The sequence below is a fragment of the Chromobacterium sp. ATCC 53434 genome (genome assembly GCF_002848345.1).
Taxonomy (GTDB): domain Bacteria; phylum Pseudomonadota; class Gammaproteobacteria; order Burkholderiales; family Chromobacteriaceae; genus Chromobacterium.
Window position 1 is genome coordinate 1587945 of sequence record NZ_CP025429.1, and the last position, 19871, is coordinate 1607815.

The following is a 19871-nucleotide window of genomic DNA, read 5'->3' on the forward strand; positions in this document are numbered from 1 at the left end:
AAGGACCAAGTCGAAGATTGGGTAAGTTCTTGAACGTGCAAGGTATTTTAAATTTCGATTTCCCAATAGGCATAAACCAGTCAGTGAAGAGATATCGCGTGTTTGCGTGCGGCCTCCAATGCCTTGCTGTGAATGGCATTCGCAATTTCGGCATCCAATCATTCTTGCCAATGACTTGGTCGATTACATCCAGGCGGGTGAGATTGTTGCGCAAGCTCAGGCGCAGGTGGAGCAAATCCGGGAGGCAGCCAAGAGCGAGATCGATCGGCGGTACGAAATGTAGACGAAATAAGCGAAGCTGCATGGCTGACAGGGCTGGAAGGCGTTGAGCGGCAGGCTCCAACCTTACGCAGCAGACGGTATTAATCCGGCAGTAATAATCCGTACAGATTGTATACTTCCGGCATGGAAAAAATCGATGTGCGCAAGCTTGAACTGGCCGCCCGTGAGCAGCTGAGGCGTACCGCTATCCGGATGTACAAGCGAGGCCGGTCTCAAGCCAGTATTGCCGAAGAACTCGGGCTGCGCCGCCCCACCATTTCCGCCTGGGTGGTGCGTGAGGCAGCACTAGGTGCGCAGGGATTCAAAGAACAGAAGCGCGGTCGCGCCGAAGGCACCGGCCGTCGGCTGACCGAGGCGCAGGAAGCCCGGATCAAGCAGGACATCGTGGATCGCACGCCAGACCAGATGAAGCTGAGGTTTGCCCTGTGGAGTGCTCAGGCGGTCAAGGCTGTAATCAAGCAGATGTTTCTGATCGATCTGCCGATCCGTACTGTCCGTCTGTACTTGGCCCGCTGGGGCTTTACGCCGCAGCGCCCGCTCAAACGCGCTTATGAGCAGCGACCGGCAGCAGTCGAGAAATGGCTCAAGGAGGAATACCCGGCTATCGTCGCGCGTGCCAAAGCGGAAATGGCTGAAATCAGCTGGGGCGACGAATCGGCGGTGTCGAGTGTTGAGCACTTTCCGCGTGGCTACGCCCCAAAAGGCCAAACCCCAGTTCTGGTGTTATCCCAATCGAAAAGAGCGCGCATCAACTTGATTTCGGCCATTACCAACCAAGGCAAGATGCGCTTCATGCTGTACCGGGAGACCTTGACGGCCCGGGTGCTGATCAAGTTTCTGATGCGGCTGATCCGTGATGCTGGCGGCAAGAAGGTGTTCTTGATCCTCGACAACTTGCGCGTGCATCACAGCAAGCTGGTGCAAGCATGGTTGGAGGAGGAAGAGAACAAGAAGGCGATTGAGTTGTTCTTCCTGCCCAGCTACTCACCGGAACTGAACCCGGATGAATACTTGAACGGCGACCTGAAGGCCAGAATGAGCGCAGGTGAGCCGGTTCGATCAGACGGTCAACTTCAAGGGAAAGTGCTGTCCCATTTACGCTCATTGCAGAAGCAGCCGGCCAGAATCCGGTCGTACTTCCGGCATGAAAAAATCCGCTACGCGGCATGAGCTTTCTGTACGGTATTTGACTGCCGGATTAATAGCCGGTGCGATTGAGTGGTTAATTAACGAGCAGGATTTAGAGTGCAAGATTATCGAGCGGCTAGAGGAGCAGTTGCGTAGTATTTTAATTCAGGTCTTTGAGGAATTGTATGGGTAACAAAATGCACCTCAGCTGCTTGCTAATCTTTTGCGAGAGCGGATCAGTAAATTGTCTGGTAGCGGAAAGTGGACGTTGTATGTATGTCCGGAACAATATCAGGAGATTAAGCAGGGGTTTATTGCTTACTCAGAGTTACGTGTTGAAGTTGACGCCAGTATTGAACTCGGAAAAGTACTGTTGAAAACGCCATTGGTAATTTTTTCTCTGAATGTAAGTGAGCAATTCGATTGAGTTATGGGTTGTTGGCTATCGTACAGCAGTGAAGTATGGCAAGGATTCCTTGATCTGAATGTGTTTGTATGTCCTTTACTCTCGTCAACGAGAGAGAATCTGCGGCGAGAACAATGACGCTTGCCCGTTTTCGAAGGGCGAGTTCGGTGAATTGCCTATCGAGGTACCACGCGACCGCCAGGGTACCTTTGAGCCGCAACTCATTCCCAAGCACCAGACCCGCTGGACCGGATTCGACGACAAAGTCATCTCGCTTTACGCCCGGGGGATGACTGTTCGGGAAATTCAGGCCCATCTGGAAGAAATGTATGGCACAGAGGTCTCACCCAGCCTGATCTCCTCCATCACGGATTCCGTCACCGAAGAGGTCAAAGCTTGGCAGGCTCGCCCTCTCGATTCGGTTTATCCAATCATCTACCTCGACTGCATCCACGTGAAGGTACGTGAGGGGGCTGTACGCGTAAAAGCCGTCTATCTCGCCATCGGCGTTACCCTGGCTGGAGAGAAGGAGGTGCTGGGGATGTGGCTGGCGCAGACGGAGGGAGCCAAGTTCTGGCTTCAGGTCGTGACCGAACTGCGTAACCGGGGCGTACAGGACATCTTTATCGCCTGCGTCGATGGCCTGAAGGGCTTCCCGGAGGCTATCGAGGCGGTCTTCCCGAAAGCAGCCGTGCAGTTGTGCATCGTACACATGGTGCGACACAGCCTGAACTACGTGTCGTGGAAGCGGCGTGCTGAAGTAGCCGCCGACCTGAAACGAATCTACCAATCGGCCACCCTCGACGAAGCTGAGCAGCGGCTAGGTGAGTTTGAGGCCAAGTGGGATGATGAGTATTTGCCGATTGGTCAGTCCTGGCGGCGCAACTGGGCTCGGTTAACGCCATTCTTCGACTACCCGCCGGAGATCAGGAAAGTGATCTACACCACCAATGCCATCGAGTCGGTGAATATGAGTCTGCGAAAGCTGACCAAGAATCGGGGCTCGTTCCCGAGTGATGAGGCGTTGCTGAAACTGTTCTATCTGGCGCTGAGGAACATCAGTCAGAAGTGGACCATGCCGATTCGGGATTGGAAGGCAGCGCTGACTCGCTTTACCATTCAGTTCGAGGAACGCATTCCACAGGCGTAACCCAAACCCCGTTTACACAAAAATTCGGACAGGCTTTTTTCGAAAGCTGACGGACGTTTCCGACAAAACGCCTATAGCTTCAGGGATATATTTATCGATATTTCTGTATCGTCGATAAAGGCACTGTCATGGCCATCAATTCCCTACGCAATTCTGACTCCCAACACCTTTCTGCTGCCAGTGCTTCCTCTACTGCTCCGGTAAATAACCGCCACAACAGCGCTACAGTCATGCCGGATTTTCCGCAGTGGTCTCTCGCCCGGCTGTGTGACTTCATTGAGAAGGCGGAAGGAGGTGACTGGACCCAGTCTGAAGCCAGCGGCATGCTGTTCAGCCGCATCTGTCGTCAGTCACCGGATGTGGCGGGATGGATAAAGGCCGAAACCGGCATAAGCTTCACCTTGCCGGATGATAAGGCGACAGGGGATCAGGCGGCCACGCTGGCCTCGATGGCGAAACCGCCAATGGCGCAGGAACAAATCACCGTTCTGGCGAAAGCCATGTTCCGTTTACTGGAGACGGGCAAGCCTTGTGACGACCGGATTGCAAGTGCCGACTTTGCGCGGATCGAGCAGCTGTCCGCCACCTTTCTTGCCGTCCAGGAGCATCTGCCGGTGTGGGAGGAGTTCGCTAACAAGGGCAAGAATCGCCAGTATCTGAACATAAGTGACAAGAGCATGACTGACCGTCTCGTTCAGATGGAAAGGGCCACGGCTGCCGGCGGCTACGAGATGTCCGTGACGAAAAAAGCCAAAGGAGCCCTGAATGCGCTCACCGGGATGCTGGCGAAGAAGACAGGCGGGCGGACTGACGAGCAGAAGAAGTGGACCTTGAATGTCATTCCGGCGTTGGAGAGATTGTCTATCGCGCTGAAGAATGCGGATGCCCAGCTGAAAGGCATTGTCGCTCATAAGATGAACCACGATGTTCCCCTGCCTGAAGCCCCGGAAGCCACGATCAAAGAGTTGTCAAAAGCCCTAAGGTGTATTGACTTTACTGAGCTCTTCCTGAGCCTGGCAGAAATCGATACCGGAAAGTGGACCAAGGAGACTGAGGCGTTACACAAAGGCCTGTCGAGCCACTACGATGAGCTTGAAAAAACGTGCAGGTCGGCGTTGGAAGACATGAAAGCAGAGCGGTTCGTATACGAAAAAGATACGCAGCCTAATCAAAGCAAGCTGCAGGAGGCCCAGAAGGCGCTGGACCATCTGGTGGACGAGGCGAACATTCCGCAGACGAGGGATATCGCTGCCGCTCTGGAGGAAATCTGCGGGAAGGCCAGAGAGCTGCTCCCTCGGTCCTTGGAGCACGAACGGGAACCGATGAAAAAGATAGCCGAGAGGCTGGTTGAGTTGACCAATTCGCTAAAGCAAGGGGACATACTCCTTTCTCAGGCTGGCGGGGTGCTGGAGGGGCTTTCTTCTATGTCGGAGGGAGTCAGGACAACGAGTATTCCATTGCAGCAAGACAAGGCCATCATGGCGAAGATGTTGGAGGATAACCTCAGCGCTCTCACCAAAGCGCAGGAAAAGCTGAAGGGAAAGGCGAAGAGCCTGAGAGAGTCTATGGAAGTCAGTCTCGAACACAAATCTTTCGGTCACGAGCTCTACCTTCAGATGGAAACGGACATCCGCCAGCAGATCATCCTGTTAAAGAATACCAAGGCGCTGCTGGTGGGCAATCCTTCCGTCTTTGAGCCGTTAGAAAAGTGGGTGGGTAAGCATCTGGGATCAGCAGATGACAAGATAACCGCAATGCTTTCAGCCATGGGTTTTCGAGGGAAACAAGTCTTGCGGGCTACAGCCTCCGGTCTTGTGCATGGTGGAAATAAGGTCCTGCGGAAAATTACTCCGGCATCCCCGGACAAGAAGGCGCATCAAGAGCGGGTACGGGAGGCTGTGCGCGCGGTGCGGGCGGATATGGAATTGGTAAAACGACAGGCCGCGAAGCTGGTGATGGCGACCGGAGAGGTGCTGGATCCGGGCAAACCAAAACCGCGGCAACACGATGACCGCCTCCTGGATTTGAGCCTAAAGAACGAACAGCTGACGAAAACGAAAGCTGGGCTGCGGGATGAAAAGCTGGCTGATCTACAAGCGCAGCGCAAGGAGCTGGATAAGGCGCTGAGCAAACTCGAAAAGACTCAGAAGGACGTGGGGGAAAAGCTGCTAGCCGAAGCGCTCCTTTTAACTGGGCCGGCGAACAGCAAGAAAAGTAAGGAACTCAATTCGTTAAACCAGCAGCTGGCAGACGTAGCGAAAGCGTGCAAGCAGGCACATCGGAAGATATCTGATTCGGTATCCCGTCTGGCAACGCCGCCGGGAACGGCAGGCTCCGCTGTGCCGGCAGCTTTCAACAACAGGTTCAAGGCGCTGCATTCAAACATACAGGCGGTAAAGGATACGCACAGCCATATCAATAAAGCCTGGGGGAAGATACAGGGGAGCGTGCCGTCACAAGAGCGTGAAGCGGCAAACAATGCTCTTGCTGAAATCAACCGTCTCATCCTGAGCGCATCCGACAAGCTGAAAGCAGTCGACCGTCAGAAGCTGAAAGCTGACTTGAGCGGTTTGCGGACCGCGCTGGCGTCCCTTGGCGGGGTCGTGCCTCAACGTCTCCCGCTCGAAAAGATGCAACAGGCGCTGGCGGATGTCGATCGAGGGATGGCGGAATGGGCAAAGGCGGAAAATCCCCCTCTCGGAGCAGTGGTCGCCGGGATGCCCAAGGTGCAGGCAGCGCTAGCGGGCCTCCTGGGCAGCTGGAATGAACTGTCTGAAGCCGCACAGGAGGCAGTGCTCCAGAAGGCAGGCGGCGGCCGCGATGTGACGAAGGCGCTGCGTGATGATTTCAAAAAAGCGAGCGATTTGCTGGCCGCGGCGGATGAGAACCTGCCGAAGCTGGTGATTCTATTGAGCCAGGCACAGCGCAAACTGGTGGACCTGAAGGACGGGGTAGTCGGCACCAAACTGAGTGAAAAAGATGCCGAGAGAATGAAGGGCTCGCTCGCAAAGATAACGTCGGAGCTGGATACCGTTTTGCACGATGCAAAGTCCGCAGAGAAGCCACAGCAGAAGCTGCGCCCGGAGCTCCTTGGCAATAAGACAGACCGCAAGCATGAGGTGAATGTTGTCCAACAAGCGCTGAACACAATCAGAGATGAGATGGGAAAAACAGAGCTCCTCGCCGCAAAATTGACCGAAAGGCGTCTGGATCTGTTTTCCCACCAGAGTCATGTGATAAAGGACATCGCGACAAAATTTGCCGAACTGCGCGCTCAGGTTAAGGAGGCGTCGCCGGAAATGATAGCGCAATTCGACGCGGACATTGAGCGGCATATCACATGGCTGTCCGGACGCTTTGGCAAAACGGGGGATGAGGGCGGCAGCTATTTTGCAGAACGGCTGAAAAACGAGTATCTGCTGGCCTGCGCAAACGAGATGCTGGAAGCGCAATCGCTGGAAGATGCGTTGAGCGCGGATCCGAACTTTGTTGATCGCGCACTGAAAAAGGCTGGCGGCTCCGTGACAGGACAGGTTGCCTCCCGTACCGCCAAGGTGTTGCTGGGGGGCAGCGTGGTGTCGCAGTTTTACTCGTTTCCTATTTCGGTGGTGAAAAGCCTATACAAAGGCGTGACGACCGGGATGGAGCACCATGAGTATGGCAAGCAGGTGCGGGCCACGCTCAAGCCGGGAGAGATCTTGCCGGATAATGTGACAAAGGCGATCAGAACGGCATTCTGGAGGAACACGCTATTGGCGGCGGCGAAGCCTTTGCTGCCGTCGGAGGCAAAGCTGGCTATTGATGTGGGGTTGGCGGCGGTGAAGGGCGCGCGCGACGGCTGGGGAACCGTGGTAAAAAGTCCGGTGGAAGAGGTCATTAGTGCGGTTGCGTTTCAAAGTGTAGGCTACGCAGGCCGGGAAATGTACCGCGATATTCTGAACGCCAGGGCGGACAGCAAAGTGGCAGAAATAAAGGCTGCGCTGCATGATTGTGATCCAAGTTCCTCTGTCGGTTTTGAGCGTGTTCAGGATAAATATGATTCCGAGCCGGAATTATTTTTGCGGGCGCTGGTGGAATATTATAAAGAAGTTGCGGAAGTAGGCCCGGATTCCAGCGCTCTCTCCCCTGTTGATGACCTAAAATTTCGGGCGGACCAAGAAGAAGGACGCATCCTGCCAAAGGGTGTCACTATACAGGCCCGACAAAGAGAAATACTCAAGGCGGCGCAGATTATCCGTGATGCGGACCACAAATTGTTGACCTCTGTGAAGCTTACGGTGGATGAGCAGGCTACCCTGAAAGACGTAAAGCGTCGAATGAGCGACAGAGTGGAACAGCTCAAAGATCTGCCGCCTGAAGAAAATAGCTCTCCTCAAGCAAAACGCAAAATTGTAAAGCGGGAAAATATAGATCAAAAGAGCCCTGAACAGATAATTGCGAGCATAAATTCCCAGTATAACCTACAGCTCTTGCCGAATACAGAGGTTGAGGTTTATCAGACGAGTCCCATGTATGGGGCAAAAAAAATTAGCCTTAAAGCTGCGTTGGAAAACCAAAACGGCAATGTTTTACATATAAAATATCCTAAAGAATGTAATGATGCGGCAAAGGCGGGGCTTGAATCCTATCGTGAGCGAAATAGCCGGCCGGAAAAAATGCGCCTAATGGCGAAGCAAATGACGGCAAGGCAGTGGGTGGAGTATCTTGAATTTAAGCATGACGTAAGTCTGTCCAATGTAAATACTAAATTGCAATCAGTAAACAATCCATCTCATTATTATGACTTTCCCCTAGATGCTGCATTAGATTTTAGGTATCAAAATGGGGCAAGAATTCCGGATTTCAGCAGTGATGATATTAAAATAAGTGGAAAACCTACTCCAGCTGGATTGGTTGATGATTTAAATATATACATGGGACGTCGAGACCATGTTCCTGAGAGTGATGAAGAAAAGCAAAGAGTTGCAGTGATTTATTATCAGCGGATGGTGTCAGCCCACGAGAGTAGCAGAGGGAGTGTATCTGCTTTGGATGATTTAATAAGAAGTGGAGAACTTCCTGACAGTTGTCGGCCTTTATGGAACGCGTTATCTTTAGCAAGCGAACCCGAAAATGCCATTGATTCAGCCTCCAGCCAGATAGAAAATATCAACGACGAAAGGAGTAGGCTGGGGAATCTTGAACAATGGGTCAAAGATTATATGGAGCCTAAAATACGGGAGGCAGGATATACGGGGACAATCGATTGGAATGCAAAGGTAACCGTATGGAAAAAGGGGGTAGAGCCTAGTAGTCAAGCTGGGTGGATAGCCGACGACGGTGCACACGCTCCCACAAAGAAGGGAGAGTACACACTGCTGCAATATGCGACAAGAGAATGGGCTCGCGATATTGGTAGTGACGACTGGGATGAGTATTATGCGGAGTCGGACAATACGGATGATAAGATTATTGTTGATGTGCTAAATAGAGAAAACCCGCAAGCAGCCTATTTCGAGGAAATTAAATCATTTTATGACAGGCCAGACGTAAAGTCGGAACTTTTGTCATCGTATCGTCGCAATTTGCTCTCGGCGGTAGAGGAATATGCTAGGGATCATGATGACATTGGCGATGAAGTATTTCAAAAAATAAAAAATGGCGAAGTTGACCTAGTTGAGCTAGATGGGAAACGTCTTAACAACCTGGTTCGCATACCATTATCCAATGGCAATGCCCTGTTTGTGTCGTTAACTGACAACGCAGTATATGAGGCAAGCGTTGTTGATGAAGGGCGTAGTTTTAAGTTTGCGAACAAGGAGCTTGCGCAAGAATTTTCTAATACGCTAAGGGGTTGTTCAACATTAAGAACTGCCATGGATCCAAAAACTAATTTTGGCACCGTGAAGGATGACGGAACGCTTGAATTATTTGATGAGAGAAAAGCTAAGAATGTTTTTGGAGGCAACGCGATTGGTGCTAGTGTTGACAGGGGTGGGCAAGTTGTTAACCGAACAGGCAGCTTATTAAAGCCAGCACCGCTTTTAGCATCACCAAATAACTTGGTAGGGGCGCAGCGTGGAGATTACGCGGCAGCACTGTACGATGTGCATAAGGAGACGGCGATTTCCGATGTCGACTACCAGATATATTCAACCGGTGAGATGAGGCTTAACTACTGGATGAATAATATTAACAAGTGGGGGACTCGGGCTGGCATAATTTATTTTCCAGTTTTGGCGGTGGGCGGAGCGCCAATTTCAGCGACTGCGAGCTGGCTTCTTACCTTATCGACAGGCACTACAACGGAACTCGCTATGGCCTTTGGTGCCGACAGGAATGATGCGGCCGATGAGCATTTAAAAAATGCCTGGATATCTGTGGTCGCGGAAGGGCTCGGACAAAAGCTGGGAGAGGCCATGCCAGCGGTGGCTAAAAAAATAAAAAACCTGATAAAAGATGCCCCTAAGGGTGCATCGTTTAAAGAGTGGGCTATATGGGCGAAGGGGAAGGTTAAACAAGGATTTGGTATTAAGAATAAAGGCGGAGGACTGAGTCAGTCCACACTGGACGATTCCATTTCTGGGTCTAATGCTAGGGATGTCCCGGGCTCCTCATCTAATGGTGCAAGACCTGGTTCTGTAAGTCGGCCTGATTACTCATACGGTTCTCAGCTTAGAAGCCCTCCTCTCAATAAGGCAGCTATAAGAAATGCTGTCGGGAATGTGGATGACAGTGTAACAGCTTATAGTAGAACTTTCTCTACGAGTCGCAATTTCGATAGCGTGCCTGGCGAGTTGAAAAATCGTGCGGTCTTTTACAAGCTCAGAAAAGAAGGTTATCAAGTACAAATGGGGTTTGTGACCGTAACAAACGAAACGGGTGCTAAGAGCCGAGCGCTTGTTATGAAAGCATCGAAGTTTGGACAGGAAGATGCTTACATTCACATTCAATCTGGTTCGCCTGGCGCTGATTCCATTAAAATCTATAATAAGCAAGAGTTCAATGCGAAGTATGTATCGGATAAAAATTTTGCTAATGATCTGGTAACTGTTGATTGGCAGAATGGTTTTTATGCAGCACAGAAGAGCGGTTATTTTGGGGACAATCATAAGTTTGGAGATGACGCATCGGCAATTAATACCCCCGCTTGGTATAAGTCACAGCGGATTGAGACGGCAATAGAATTAAGACGTACGCGTGTGAAAGAAATTGCATCGGGCGAGAGCCCGAGTCGAAATGGAGTGACATCAACTGAGAGTGACGCAGCCACGGATGCCAATAAAGTTAGTGTTTCTGAGGGCGGTGCGCAGGCAAAGCCTAAGACCGTAGAACAGCTCAGGGATCGCCTCATCAAGCTTCTTGGCATAAAACCACAGCCTGCTTTTGATCCAGATACTACGTTAGGCGCGCCGGGAGGATATATTGCTGTTGAGTACACGCCAACTTTAGTTTCTATTGTTGAGTCTATTTTTGGTAAAAATGAGTCCGTAGCATCTGAAGTAAATGGACCGGAAGCTAATTCAGCAGGAGCGCAACCAGCAGCCGGCCATGAGAACGAACGCTACATCGGCACAGACATAACACTTATGTCAACACGTAGAGGGTCTGATGGCAAGGTGATGGTAAAAGTGATCAGCTCGAATGGTGAATCTGTTCCTTCTTTTAGAAAAAATGATGAAAGAGAAGCCGTGAATCAGGCACGACAGGTTCATCGTAATTTAAACTTCAAATCGCCTGAGAGAAGTTCCGCGCTGACAGTCCAGGCATTAAGCTTCAGAAACACCATCGGACATAATGTTGACCCTGATGCTGTAAAAACACCTGTTGTTGTAGTAATTGATGCATCTAAAATACCAGGTTACCAATCAGGCAATCCTCTTCCGGAAGAAATTCCAGTGGAGGCTATTGTAGAAATTAAAACTGACCAAGGCGATGTGGAGGCTATAGATGTTTTCGCCGATACGATTATGGGGAGAGATGTTTCAGTATCCGAGTTCGAAGTGATGAAGAATGGTCAGAATTATTCAAGTAAAGAAGGCCAAACTTATCATGATGTTAAAGAAATGTTCAAAAGGCAGTTTCCCAAATATGAGCCAAGGCAACTTAGTACATTTGACACTGTGAATCGTCAGAAAATTTTTCTTGAAACTGGAGTTGATGACGAAAATAAACCCCTTCCAGTGGGGACAGTGTTTAACCTGCCTTGGGTAAATCCTATGGAGGCTGGTGGGAGCTATTTCAGTGAGGAAGGTCAATCCTATTATGATGTTTTGGATTTGTTCCAGAGAGCATTTCCTCATCATCGCCCAGGGGATTTTCGGGAGTTTTATAATTTAAATAATCAGAATATACCGAAAGATGTAGTGAATCCTAATAAACAAAAACTTCAAGCTGGAACAGAGTTTCACATTCCTAACGTACGCGCCTTGCCGCGAGAAGAGGATGCAAGGTAGTTTAATGGCTAGAATTTATTGAAGTAGCAGATCACCTATACGGAGTGGCAGTTTTTATGCGGTTGCAATTTCAATATTTTCCATCTTTATTTTAGAGCAAATCGATTTGGTATTGTTTAGACAGCGGTCATGCGCCTCGGAGCGTATGGCCGCTTTTATTTTATTGCTTTGATGACCCTAAATATAGAAGAACTTGAATGATTTCAGAAGAAGCCCGGCCTGGAATCGGATAAGGTCTTGAGCGCGCAAGGTATTTGAAATGCCTGTTTTGCAGTAGGCATAAGCCCGTCAATAAGGAGATATCGCGTGCTTGCGTATCGCCTCCAGTGCCTTGCCGTGAATGACTTTTGCAATTTTGGTATCCGGATACCGGATTAAGGGGTTTCAAGATGAAGTTAGCTTTTTTACCCGCGAGCATAAGTATTGCCTTGCTTGGCCTGAGCGGCGCGTCATGGGCGCACGGCACCATGGAGGTGCCGATCAACCGTACCTACAGCTGCTTCAAGGAAGGAGCGGAGTCGCCGAAGACAGCTGCCTGCCAGGCAGCCAAACAGGCCGGCGGCGTGCAGGCGATGTACGACTGGAACGGCATCAATCAGAATCCGCCGGGCGACAATCACCAGTCAGTGGTCCCCGATGGCACGTTGTGCGCCGGCGGCCAGGATAAGTTCAAGGGCTTCAACCTGGCCCGCGCCGACTGGCCGGCCACCAATATCGTTCCGGACGCCAACGGCAATTTCGAATTCATCTACAACGCCTCCGCGCCGCACGCCACCAAGTACTTCAAGTTCTACGTGACCAAGAATGGCTGGAATCCGAGCCAGCCGCTGAAGTGGTCGGATCTGGAGCCGGCGCCGTTCGCCACTTATAACGGCACGCCGCCGCTGGACGCCAACAAGCGTTATCACATGACGATGAAGCTGCCGACCGGCAAGACCGGCCAGCACATCATCTTCAATGTCTGGAAGCGCGCGGACAGCGAGGAAGCGTTCTACTCGTGCTCCGACGTGAAATTCAGCGACGACGGCACGCCGCCGCCCCCGCCGGTGGCCAACCCGTGGAAGGAAGTGGGCAGCGTGATCGCCCATGAAAACCTGCCGGACAAGAGCTCGGTGACGCTGCGCATCTTCGACAGCCACGGCCGCGACGTGGAAAGCTACAAGGTGGACCTGACCGCCGCCACCGGCCAAGCCGCCAACTGGCCGTACGAGCTGGGCGTCAAGGTCAATGCCGCTTCGCAGATCGGCCGCATCGGCGTGATCAGCAACAAGCAGCGCACGGTGACCATCGCCCCGGTGCGCAGCGCCACCGCCAACCGCGTCTGGATCAACGAGCGCTACAGCGGCTACCAGTATCAGATCGACATCAAGAAGGGCGGCGGCGTGACTCCGCCGGTGCCGGGCGATGAGTGGCGCGAAGGCGTGGCCTATACCGCCGGGCAGGTGATCAGCTACCAGGGCCGCCGCTATCGTTGTCTGCAGCCCCATACCGCCTGGGCGGGCGCCGGTTGGACTCCGTCCACTCAGCCTGCGCTGTGGGCGCCGATCTAAGCGGGTGAACGCATGACGCGGGGTAGGCGGCGAGAGCCGTTCCCCGCGTTGTCAACCGCTTGCGTTCAGGCGATGGCGCCGGAGAGCCTTATCGGCCGAATGGATTTTCTCGGTGCTCTGTTGCGATGGGCGATCAAAGGCCACGCGTTGCCGATGGGGCATGACGCGCAATGTTTCTGAATAAAGGAATGCAAATAATGAGGAAGGCGATTGCAGCGGCCACGCTGCTGATTTCAAGCCTGGGCGTTGCAACGGCAAGCGCCGGCGTCTCAATCGATATCGGACAGCCGGGCTTCTATGGGCGCCTGGACATCGGCAACTATCCGCCGCCGCAAGTGATTTCCGCGCAGCCCGTCATCGTGCAGCCAGGTTACGGCAGGCGCGAGCCGATTTACCTGAGGGTCCCCCCGGGTCATGCCAAGCACTGGAAACGCTACTGCCGCCGTTATGGCGCTTGCGGGGAGCGGGTGCTGTTTGTCAGGGATGACTGGTACCGTCAGGTTTACGCGCCCCGTTACCGGGAACACCATCGCGGCCCGCATGGCGGGCATCACCATCGTCATCATCGACACGAACGGTGACACGGCGATTTGCCGGATAGACGGATCAACAGGCGCTGTGGGCTACCCAAGCGCCTGTTGTCTGTTTCCCGACCGGCTTGGCCGGCTTACTCTTCGTCCGCCAACCGTTCCTGGTATTCTAGAAACGCCGTCAATATGGTTTCACGTTGGTCGATATCCTCGAAGCAGTCGTCGGGCAGCAGCTTGACCAGTTCTCCCATCCGCCGGGCGTAGCCGTGCCGGCTGTACGCTTCCGGCACCAGATCGTCGGCGCGGCTGGACAGCCAGTCCGGATAGACCCAGGACTGCTGGATGATCTCCAGCAGCTCCTCGATAACACGATTGCCGTCCAGCTCCGGAATGGCCAGCGCCTGGGCTACGCGCTGGCAATGGTCTTCCATGCCCAGAAATTGCAGCACCCGCTTCAAGTCCGTGATGACCGTGGCCAGACGGATGTCGGTGGCGCCGCCTTCGGCTGAGAGCTCGAAAGCCAGGGCCCGGATCAAGGTCTTCAATTTGCGTTGGCGGTCGTTCATCCGGCGGAATTGACCGAACCAGTACACCAGTCCGGATTGGCGGCTGGCCGCGCGCTGGTAGAGCCGCCTCAGTTCGGCCAGGCCGCTCTTGCCGACGGCGCCAAACTCCAGATGGCTGAACAACTGCAAGGCCCAATCCTCATCGTCCATCACCTGGTCCAGCGCGGCCTCCAGGCGCCGACGACGAACGGCGGGAAGGCCATCCTCGCCGAGCATGGCGGCCAGCAGCAGGGCCATCTCGCCGGCGTCGAACTGATGCTGGCGCAGGCTGTTGAGCAAGTCGTCCACTTCCTCCACGGCCTCGATGCCGGGTATCCGCTGGCGCAGCTCTTCCAACTGGCCGGAGGCCACGGTCGAGACTTGCTTGGCGAGACGCTGCAACATGGATCGCGGACGCGCGCGGTCGGCGCTGGCGGACTGGCCGCGCATTCGGTCCCTGGCCTGAGAGCCCAGCGCGAAACCGATGTTTTCCAGGGTTTCCGCGTAGCCTTCCTCTGCGGGAAAGATGCCGTCGAACGCCAGGGCATCGGTGCCCAACTCGCTTTGCGCCAAGTCCAGGGCGGATTGGGCCGGCATAATCTGAGTGGCGGCCAGCGGTCTGGCTTTGGCCTGGGGCGGGGCGGGGGACTGGACCGCCGCCTGGGGGCGGGACGTCGCGGGTTCGATTTTATTGATCATTAAAAGTGTCCTTGAGCGGTGGCAGTCGTCGGGGCATCGGTTTGAGCGGGAGGCGGGAGTCTGCCCGCCGGCGGGGGTGCGGGGACGGTCATAAGAAACGCCCGATCCGCATCAGCCAAGGGATGGCGTCGCCCATGGCGGACATGGCTTCGGCGGGGCCGGGCGGCTGCAGGATCGACAAGGCAGTCCGCGCCGGGCAAGCCGCATTGCCGCTTCGCCACCAGCGCGTGCCGAGGTCCAGCGCCGCGGCCGCCACTTGCTCCGGCGCCAGATCCGGCGGGCGGGGCGCGGCGAAGACGCCGAGCGCCAGCAGTTGATCGCAAGCGCGTTCGCCCAGACTGGCGGCGAGCGGCCGCCGATAGCGGCCCAACAACAGGTAGTCCGGACAGGCCATGGCCAGAAGCCCCAGCGCGGCAAGCAGGCGGGGCAGGCGTGGTTCCAGCGCCAGCATGGCCTGCTGTTGAGCGGTCAGCGTCGCCGGCAGCGGTGTTTGAGGAAAACCGCGTCGCTGGGCGATCAGCCGGTCCAGGGCAGGACGGCAGGCCGGGTGCTGCAGGTAGCTTTGCCGCCACGGCGACAGGCCCAGCTCATGCCACCAGCCGTCATCCATCCAGGCGCCGGCGCGCCAGGCCAGCTGATGCAAACGCTGCAAGTCGGCAGGTATCTCGGGTTTCATGACGCGGCCGCACGCCGACGCCAGGCCAGCACGCCGATGGCGGCGGCGCAGCCCAGCAGGGTCAAGCCGCCGGCCAGCCAGATGGCATACGCGCGCCACCAGCTTTGCGGAGCTTGCGCCGCCTGGGCTGCGGCGGCTGGCCGATAGCGATAATCGGCCGCCTGCAGCACCACGCTGATGTTCTCCGACCGCAGATTGGGCACGCCGTTGTGGATCAGCCGCCTGATGTCGGTTTCGCGGCTCTGCATATTGATGCCGGGACTGTATTTGATGAAGACCGAGGCGGATGGCGCGGGCGGCTCCCTCCGGTTCTGGCTGGCGCTTTCCGCGATGGAGACTTGGGCGCTGACCACGCCGTCCATGCCGCGCAACATCTTTTCCAGCAGCTGTTCCTTCAGATAGCTGATCTTGGCCTGCTCCTGGGCGGGCGAGGTGACCAGTTGGCCGGAAGGAAACAGGTCCGCCATGGTTTCGGTGCGCTTGCCGGGCAGGCCATGCTGGCGCAGCACTTCCACCGCGTCGGTGAACTGTTCCTTCTCCACTCTGATGGCGACGTTGCCTTCCTTGATGATTTTCTTCTCGGCATCGACATCGCGCAGCATCAGCAGGGCCAGCATCTGGTTGGCCTCATCCTCGCTCAGTCCGCTGTACAGATCGACTTTGCAACCCACCAGGCACAGCAGAATCAGCAGCGGCCATAAACGGCGGCAGATATTCATCACTGCATGCTCACCAGCTTGTTCACGCCCTGCGACAAGGCGCCCGCCGTTTTGGCCATCAAGTCCACTTCAACGATGGAGTGCAGCAGCGTGGATTGGGCCGCCAGCATTTCCGCCGGATTGTTCAGCACGCCCGAGGTGGCGCGGGCGCCGTCTATCGCCTCGCCTATGGCCTGGGATTTCGTTTGCAGGCCGGCGGCGGCGACTTCTTCCGGCGATTGCGCCGCATGGCCGAACATGGCGCGAGTGAACGCGTCGACATCGGCGGCGGACGGCGCGGCGGGCTGCGCTTCCATATTGGTTTGCACGACATTCAATTTGACTGCGTCGATTTCCATTGCAATGGCTCCTTGACGAGGATTAACAGAGACGCCGCGATTGCGGCTCATCGATGCGCTTGATCAGGCTGCGCAGCATCTCGGCTTCTTCCGAACGATCGCCATGCAGCAAGGAGGAGGCCGCTCGCGCATGCCCCATTCCCAGCAGCAGAGTGGCTTCCACGATTTTCTGCGCGTGCGGGTTTTCGGTTAGATGCGGCATGGCCAGGCGAATGGAGTCCGCCTCATCGTATAAGCCGTGGTTGACCGCGGCCAGGCCGGTTTCCACCACCAGCTTGCAAATATTGGTTTCCAGCGATTTCATATTTTCTGAATAATTCCTGACAGCATGTCTTTCACGGCCCGCATGATGGCGCTTTCGTAACTGACGAATACCGAGTATTGCTGAATGGCGAATTGCGCTTGCAGCATCCGGGCGGGGTCGTTCAAATCGGCGGCAGTGACTTTTGACTGCACGTCGTTGCCAGCTTGTTCAACCAGCTGCGATAGCTGATTGGTGATGGCTTCGATATCCATTTATCTATCCTTTATGGCGAGACGTCGATTGGTTTGCCCAGCGCCTGTTGCCGAAACTGCTTTGGATTGCATTGGAAATGGCGCCGAAAGCTGTCGGTGAAGTGCGCGTGGTTGGAAAAACCGCACTCCAACGCGATATCCAGCACTCGCATGGTGGTGGTAAGCAGCAATTTTTTGGCATGCGACATCCGATGTTCCAGTATCCAACGCTTGGCGGGCTTGCCGTAAGTCTCCTGAAATAATTGATTGAATTTCCGCAGCGGCATTTCAAATTGATTGGCCAGTTCGGCAACGGACCATTGCTGCAAGGCATTCTCTTCAATGAATTTGCAGAAATCCTTATTTCCAGCGATGCAAGAGCGCAGTAATGCCGAAAAATAAGTCCTGTCCAAACTCAGGCAGTAAACGTAGGCGAAATGCAGAAACGAGGCCGGCGCCAAACGAGAAAGCGACGCCAGTACCTCGGTCACATCCCGTTCAGTTCTGACCAGACGCACGGCTTCCTTATTGAAAACCGTCTGCGTGTCGGCTTCCAATAGCTCGATGATTTCCGGATGAAGCTGCTGTAATTCGGAAGCAAAAAAATCTTGCGATAGCACGGAATCTAAATGGCTGTTCGCGGATATTCGGGCCTCATTGTCGGTGACGATGAGACAGTTTTCCGGAAAGGGAAATGTATCTCCGCGGATGGTCACTTCACCGCTGCTTCTGCTGATGATGAGTCGGATCGCTGGCATCCCGGTCCTGTACACACTGTTATGACGTGGTGAATGATCTCCCAGCCGCATGTAAAGCGGCATCGGGTGATCACCTGATATCCAGTAGACCGCCTGTCCGGGGCGGTTGGCGGGGCGATGAGGAGAGTGTGCAGGAAAACAGAATATTGCGGCAGGTTTCAGAAAATATTTTCCTGGCGAGTTTATATCATGCAGCTATCGAAGTTGAGGCGGCAGGCAAGCAGCAGTGACTTTGATGGTGCAAGGTGTCAAATTCAACCATTTAAATATCAGAGGTGACCACATGTCCGAAATCAACACTCAAGCCGGCGTTAACTCCGTATCGGTAAACACCAGCGAACTGCCGGCAGACGATAATAACGATTATCTGCGTGCGGCGCGGAACTACTCGATCATGGGCCAGGCCATCGCGACGATGGAAGACATCATGCTGCTGTTCACCGAGCTGGCCAATGCCAAGTTCGATCAGATGTCGAAAAAAATGGAAGTGTCGCGCGATGCGCAGGACATGGCCAATAAGGTGGAGGCGCTGTTGGCTGACATCACCGATCCCAAGGCGACCAAGAAGCTGCCTCAGGATGTGCTGGATTATATGAAGGCGAACGGCATCAGCGTGGATTCGGTGGAAAACCTCGGCGGCGATCTCAAAAAGGATGCGCTGACGGCGGTGAAGTCCGCGCTGGAGTCCTTCTCCGGCCGCGCCTCGGATTTCGTGCAGCAGAGCCAGCTGAAACTGCAGCAGCTGATGCAGAACTTCAACACCGCGGTGACGATGGCCAACAGCGTCCAGAGCATGAACGCTGAATCGACCAAGTCCATCGCTCAAGCTATCCGTTAATGAATAAGGGCGGGCGGGCCGATCAAGGGCGCCTGCCCACCAACACCACTATTAAAAGGAAATATCGATGAACGCCACCGTAAACCAAGCGCCTTCCAACGTTGCCGTGCCCACCGCTGCTACCGCAGATTCCAGCGACAACATCGATTATCTGCGCGCAGCGCGGAACTATTCGATCATGGGTCAGGCCATCGCCACGATGGAAGACATCATGCTGCTGTTCACGGAATTGGCAAATGCCAAATTCGACCAGATGTCGAAGAAAATGGAAGTATCGCGCGATGCGCAGGATATGGCCAATAAAGTGGAGGCCGTGCTAGCCGGCATCACGGACCCCAATGGCAAAGTTTCGCTGCCGGAAGATGTAATCGAGTACATGCGTAAAAACGGGATTGCCATTAATGGAATGAGCATCGATGACTTCCTTCGAGGCAATGAAGGCCATGACGGCGGTGCCACGCTGGATTCGCTGTGGGCGCTGAATAATCTTGATTCCTATATCAAAGGTCGAATCGGATGTCCTGACGCGTCGATTGAACAGATAGCCAAAGACTTGGATGCCGCTGGCGTCAAGATCGATGGTCAAAAGGCCAGCGACTGGCTGAAAAATCAAAAAAATGCCGATGGCTCTTATAACAAAGAGGCGATGAGCACGCTGCTCAATTCTGGGCGGCAGATGGGCAAAGCCGACTTGACTGCGGTCAAGTCCGCGCTGGAGTCCTTCTCCGGCCGCGCGTCGGACTTTGTGCAGCAGAGCCAGCTGAAGCTGCAACAGCTGATGCAGAACTTCAATACCGCGGTGACGATGGCCAACAGCGTGCAGAGCATGAACGCGGAATCGACCAAATCGATCGCCCAAGCTATCCGCTAATGGCTGAGAAGCTGGCTGCCGCGCTCCGGCAGCCAGCCCACGAATTGGCAATGATCAGGAAGCATTCCAATGAATGAAATGACGCAATTGAAATCCATGATCGACGGTTTGAAAAAACGCCGAGTTGGTTTCAAGAAACAGCTGGACGAATTCAAGGCCTTGCAAGGCGAGATCGCCAGCCTGGAGGTGCGCGCAGAATCGGATCCGGTGGCGCGTGGCAAGCTGAAAAAGCTGGAGGCGATGATGAAGTCCGGCGGAGAGCAGCTGCATCAGCAAATCGTCTCCAAGGTTGCCAAGGTGGAAAAAACCTTTTCCCAATTAGGCAAGCAATTGAAGCAACTGGCGCCTGACGGCGAGGCCAAGGCTGGCGTCACGGCCGAGCCGGTCAAGGCGGCCCCGGTTCTTGCCAAAAAGCATCGTCGTTCCTTTGTTTAGACCACGTTAATTTAGT

Annotated in this window: 14 protein-coding genes and 1 pseudogene; 8 read left to right on the forward strand and 7 right to left on the reverse strand. The window is 54.4% G+C overall.

The window, feature by feature from the left end:
• Window positions 1–405 precede the first annotated feature (405 nt).
• From CXB49_RS07500 to CXB49_RS07520, 5 genes and pseudogenes are all read left to right on the forward strand, one after another.
• Complete coding sequence (locus tag CXB49_RS07500; RefSeq protein WP_101706528.1) at window positions 406–1452, forward strand: IS630 family transposase; 1047 nt, start codon at window positions 406–408, stop codon at window positions 1450–1452.
• Window positions 1453–1970: 518 nt separating this feature from the next.
• Window positions 1971–2966 (forward strand): annotated as a pseudogene (locus tag CXB49_RS07505) (IS256 family transposase); the annotation flags it as partial.
• 128 nt (window positions 2967–3094) lie between these two features.
• A complete protein-coding gene (locus CXB49_RS07510; RefSeq protein ID WP_158300665.1) occupies window positions 3095–11401 on the forward strand; it encodes a hypothetical protein in 8307 nt (2768 codons plus the stop codon).
• 428 nt (window positions 11402–11829) lie between these two features.
• Window positions 11830–12951, forward strand: coding sequence for a lytic polysaccharide monooxygenase (locus CXB49_RS07515; RefSeq protein ID WP_233492976.1), 1122 nt, complete (start codon window positions 11830–11832; stop codon window positions 12949–12951).
• Window positions 12952–13148: 197 nt separating this feature from the next.
• The gene (locus CXB49_RS07520) at window positions 13149–13532 is read left to right on the forward strand and encodes a hypothetical protein (RefSeq protein WP_199406800.1); all 384 of its coding nucleotides are present in this window, start codon (window positions 13149–13151) and stop codon (window positions 13530–13532) included.
• An 86-nt stretch (window positions 13533–13618) separates the two neighbouring features.
• On the opposite strand, the gene sctW is transcribed toward CXB49_RS07520, so the two are convergent.
• The 7 genes from sctW to CXB49_RS07555 all read right to left on the reverse strand — a co-directional run bounded on the left by sctW (window position 13619) and on the right by CXB49_RS07555 (window position 17774).
• Window positions 13619–14725: a type III secretion system gatekeeper subunit SctW gene (gene sctW / locus CXB49_RS07525; protein WP_101707814.1), complete on the reverse strand. Its 1107-nt coding sequence runs from the start codon at window positions 14723–14725 to the stop codon at window positions 13619–13621.
• 88 nt (window positions 14726–14813) lie between these two features.
• Window positions 14814–15401 (reverse strand): type III secretion system domain-containing protein, encoded by a 588-nt coding sequence (locus CXB49_RS07530; RefSeq protein ID WP_101707815.1) that lies wholly within the window; start codon window positions 15399–15401, stop codon window positions 14814–14816.
• Entirely contained in the window at window positions 15398–16120 is a 723-nt protein-coding gene (gene sctJ, locus CXB49_RS07535) for a type III secretion system inner membrane ring lipoprotein SctJ (protein WP_101707816.1), read from the reverse strand. The genes CXB49_RS07530 and sctJ overlap by 4 nt, the downstream gene beginning before the upstream one ends.
• Window positions 16120–16458 (reverse strand): type III secretion system inner rod subunit SctI, encoded by a 339-nt coding sequence (gene sctI, locus CXB49_RS07540; RefSeq protein WP_101707817.1) that lies wholly within the window; start codon window positions 16456–16458, stop codon window positions 16120–16122. The genes sctJ and sctI overlap by 1 nt, the downstream gene beginning before the upstream one ends.
• Before the next feature lie 22 nt (window positions 16459–16480).
• Entirely contained in the window at window positions 16481–16762 is a 282-nt protein-coding gene (locus CXB49_RS07545; protein WP_101707818.1) for an EscG/YscG/SsaH family type III secretion system needle protein co-chaperone, read from the reverse strand.
• Window positions 16759–16974 carry a type III secretion system needle filament subunit SctF gene (sctF, locus tag CXB49_RS07550; protein WP_101707819.1) on the reverse strand — a complete coding sequence of 72 codons (216 nt, stop codon included), beginning with the start codon at window positions 16972–16974 and terminating at the stop codon, window positions 16759–16761. The genes CXB49_RS07545 and sctF overlap by 4 nt, the downstream gene beginning before the upstream one ends.
• Before the next feature lie 11 nt (window positions 16975–16985).
• A complete protein-coding gene (locus CXB49_RS07555) occupies window positions 16986–17774 on the reverse strand; it encodes an AraC family transcriptional regulator (RefSeq protein WP_199406801.1) in 789 nt (262 codons plus the stop codon).
• Window positions 17775–17994: 220 nt separating this feature from the next.
• Here CXB49_RS07555 and CXB49_RS07560 point away from each other — a divergent pair, with 220 nt between their 5' ends.
• The 3 genes from CXB49_RS07560 to CXB49_RS07570 all read left to right on the forward strand — a co-directional run bounded on the left by CXB49_RS07560 (window position 17995) and on the right by CXB49_RS07570 (window position 19855).
• The gene (locus CXB49_RS07560) at window positions 17995–18549 is read left to right on the forward strand and encodes a secretion protein EspA (protein ID WP_101707821.1); all 555 of its coding nucleotides are present in this window, start codon (window positions 17995–17997) and stop codon (window positions 18547–18549) included.
• A 67-nt stretch (window positions 18550–18616) separates the two neighbouring features.
• A complete protein-coding gene (locus CXB49_RS07565; RefSeq protein ID WP_101707822.1) occupies window positions 18617–19420 on the forward strand; it encodes a secretion protein EspA in 804 nt (267 codons plus the stop codon).
• Between the two features lie 69 nt (window positions 19421–19489).
• Window positions 19490–19855 (forward strand): hypothetical protein, encoded by a 366-nt coding sequence (locus CXB49_RS07570; protein WP_101707823.1) that lies wholly within the window; start codon window positions 19490–19492, stop codon window positions 19853–19855.
• Window positions 19856–19871: the final 16 nt, after the last annotated feature.